This is a genomic window from Lishizhenia sp. (assembly GCF_057456495.1).
This window is the reverse complement of sequence record NZ_JBVCPV010000273.1, coordinates 1-2,912: the sequence shown is the minus strand read 5'-3', so window position 1 is coordinate 2,912 and position 2,912 is coordinate 1. Positions and strand designations below refer to the sequence as shown.

5 protein-coding genes are annotated in these 2,912 nt (G+C 36.4%); 4 read left to right on the top strand and 1 reads right to left on the bottom strand.

What is annotated here, in order from left to right:
* The coding region (locus AC22ZQ_RS13925; RefSeq protein WP_318959368.1) for a hypothetical protein at window positions 1-732 on the bottom strand (732 nt) is incomplete at its 3' end.
* A gap of 219 nt (window positions 733-951) precedes the next feature.
* Between AC22ZQ_RS13925 and AC22ZQ_RS13920 the strand changes: the two genes are divergently transcribed.
* The 4 genes from AC22ZQ_RS13920 to AC22ZQ_RS13905 form a co-directional block, all read left to right on the top strand.
* Window positions 952-1,524, top strand: coding sequence for a Crp/Fnr family transcriptional regulator (locus AC22ZQ_RS13920; RefSeq protein ID WP_318959367.1), 573 nt, complete (start codon window positions 952-954; stop codon window positions 1,522-1,524).
* A 54-nt stretch (window positions 1,525-1,578) separates the two neighbouring features.
* Window positions 1,579-2,154 (top strand): NAD(P)H-dependent oxidoreductase, encoded by a 576-nt coding sequence (locus AC22ZQ_RS13915; protein WP_318959366.1) that lies wholly within the window; start codon window positions 1,579-1,581, stop codon window positions 2,152-2,154.
* Window positions 2,151-2,567, top strand: coding sequence for a MepB family protein (locus AC22ZQ_RS13910; protein ID WP_318959365.1), 417 nt, complete (start codon window positions 2,151-2,153; stop codon window positions 2,565-2,567). The genes AC22ZQ_RS13915 and AC22ZQ_RS13910 overlap by 4 nt, the downstream gene beginning before the upstream one ends.
* 45 nt (window positions 2,568-2,612) lie before the next feature.
* Window positions 2,613-2,912, top strand: a 300-nt coding sequence (locus AC22ZQ_RS13905; protein WP_318959364.1) for a redoxin domain-containing protein, incomplete at its 3' end; no start/stop codon positions are given.

The following is a 2,912-nucleotide window of genomic DNA, read 5'->3' as shown; positions in this document are numbered from 1 at the left end:
CTCTTTATAGAACTGAGGCTTGTAAAAATTCTTCCTTCCCTCATAACAGAGTTGATCAAAATCTATGGTTCTCGCCCTGTACTGTTCTTTATCAAAATCAGGCGTTACGTCAATCACATAGTTGTACGAACGCATATCTCCAAGAAGCATGATGAAGCAACGCTCGTTGAACTTCACAAACTCTTTGGCCATACCTACCGGGTAAAAATTAGAGTTCTCCATGTAACTCTCCATGAATATGTCACCTGGAATTCCTGCGATATGATCTTCTACCAAGGTGTTTCCATCTACGATGTAAGACATACGGTTGGGACTTAGAATATGCTCTAGCTCTAACCCATATACTCTACTCGCGTCCGCCTTCTTGATGTAGAAATAATCGTGGTTATCGTTAATCATATTCACGATTTTTATACGAAATGGATTGGAATTTCCGAACAAACAATATTCAATTCTGGAAATCTTTAAGTGCTTAATAATGGTGGTGTCACCATCTGTTTTCAACAAGGCGTATATTTCTCTTAAACCATCAAAAATTTCTTCTTGATCAGTTTGTGGATACATTACTGAACGCCAAAGTGTGTCATTACCATTTGCATCGATTACGGGCAAACTGTCCGACCAACGTTTCATATCCTCATAAGAAAGGGGAATAGACTCTTCTCTATCGTATTCAATTAAATAAGCTCTTAAAGTATCACTAATCTTAAAGGCAGGCTTCTTTTTTGACATTTCCATATCCATGCTTCTAAGATAAAAAAATATTAAGCTTAGCGGGGAAATAAACCTTTATCACGTGCTGAATCATCTTCTACTAACCGTTTATCCGATTGAAAAAGCACTTCGTGAAAAGAATTTGCATTTTTAGAACCTAAAACCATGAGTACATAGAAATTCTCTCTGGATTTATAAATAACAGTGCCGGGATTAGGAAACATTTAAGGAACATTAATGAAGGAACTATATAACACCTTTGACGCTTTTGGTATATTGACAAAAGCTGAAATTGACCAAGTACTTAGAGATGGTAAAATCAAAACCCTAAAAAAGGGAGATTTCTTTGCCAAAGAAGGAGAAGTATGTAATGATGTAGCCATTGTTCAAAATGGTATTTTCAGATCTTTTTACTACAATTCAAGTTCAGAAGAAATAACTTATTGTTTCAGGCAGGAAAACAACTTTTTATCTGCCTATTCTTCCTTTCTTACGGGAAATCCAAGCACCGAAAGTTTCCAAGCCTTAACCGACGCTACCTATCTTTGGTGGAACAAAACCTATATTAAAGCCTTAGAAGAATCAAGTATTAACTGGGTACGTTTTTTTAAACGCCTAACAGAACTAGAATACATAGAAATGGAACAACGCATTTTTGTACTTCAAAAGGAAAATGCAGAACAACGCTACCTCAAATTAATGGAGCAAAACCCACATTATTTACAACGAATTCCTTTGAATTATTTAGCCTCTTATCTTGGAATAACCCAAAGACATTTGAGTAGAATTCGAAAAGAAATTTTGATTTAGACATTTGTCCTACTCCACCCTCTGGCAAGTATGTTTCTTTGCTCAAAAAAGAAAATGAAAACACTTGTTATCAATGGTCATCCAGACCCTGAAAGTTACAATTATGCTTTGAGTGAAGCCTATATAAAAGGTGCACAAGAATCAGGATTAGAAATTCAAAGCATACATTTGAAGGACTTAAAGTTTAATCCTAACTTAAGTTATGGCTATAGAAAAAGAAGCGACTTAGAACCCGACCTGGAGCACGCCATTCAGCTTATGCAAGAAGCAGATCACCTTGTATGGATTTTTCCCGTTTGGTGGGCTGGATTACCTGCTCTAATGAAAGGGTTTATAGATAGAACTTTTCTCCCTGGTATAACCTACGGACCTAAAAAAGGCAAGGGATTGCCAGATAAGCTATGGAAAGGAAAAACCGCGCGACTCATTTTCACCTCTGACTCACCAAAATGGTATTTTCGATTGTTTCTTCACCGCCCTGTACTTCAACAAATGAAAAAAGGAGTGTTACAATTCTGTGGTGTTGGTTCTATTAAACACACGCATATATCCATCATTAAAAACTCTTCAGAAAAGTTTAGAAAGAATCATTTGGAGCGCGTACATTTACTCGGAAAAGGAGGGAAATGAAATTGACATTAGACCAAGTCTATAAACATCTTAAAAACTTTGTAGAAGACGCAGAGGGAAAAGATTACTGCAGTTGCAGTTTTGAAGTAAATAAGAGAACATACTTGGGTAGACAGTCTAAAATCACTCCTACAAAAAAGGGTGAGTTTGTTACACTTTGGATAAGAGTAAACGGCGAAACTCATCCTTTTGAGGAAATCGATGCGATTGATTATGTGTTTATTTTAAACTATACTAAAACCGGATTTTTTCTCTTTCCTAAAGTGGTTCTATTGGAAAAAGGCATCTTAAAGTCTAACTCCAAAAATGGAAAACGTGGGTTTCGACTTTATTCCCCCAATTATACGGACCTCAATACTCAAGCGACTAAAACTCAAAATTGGCAGAAGAACTTTTACCAATCCTTGATCTAAATCACAGCAGAACCAAGCTACTTTTCTATTTTTGAAAGAAAAAACATGGCACTGACAGCTTCTAACGATATGGCCAAAGGTAGTTTGGCTCCAGATTTCAAACTCATAGATACAGTTTCTGAGGAAATGATTCAATTCTCAGATGTGCAAGGAGAAAAAGGAACGGTTGTAATGTTCATTTGTAACCATTGTCCTTACGTAATTCACATCAATGATATGCTCGTAGAAATAGCCAACCACTATAAAAATCAAGGAATAGGTTTTGTGGCTATCTCCAGTAATGATGTAGAACGATATCCTCAAGATGCACCGGGTATGATGAAAATTCATGCTGAAGAATTGGAG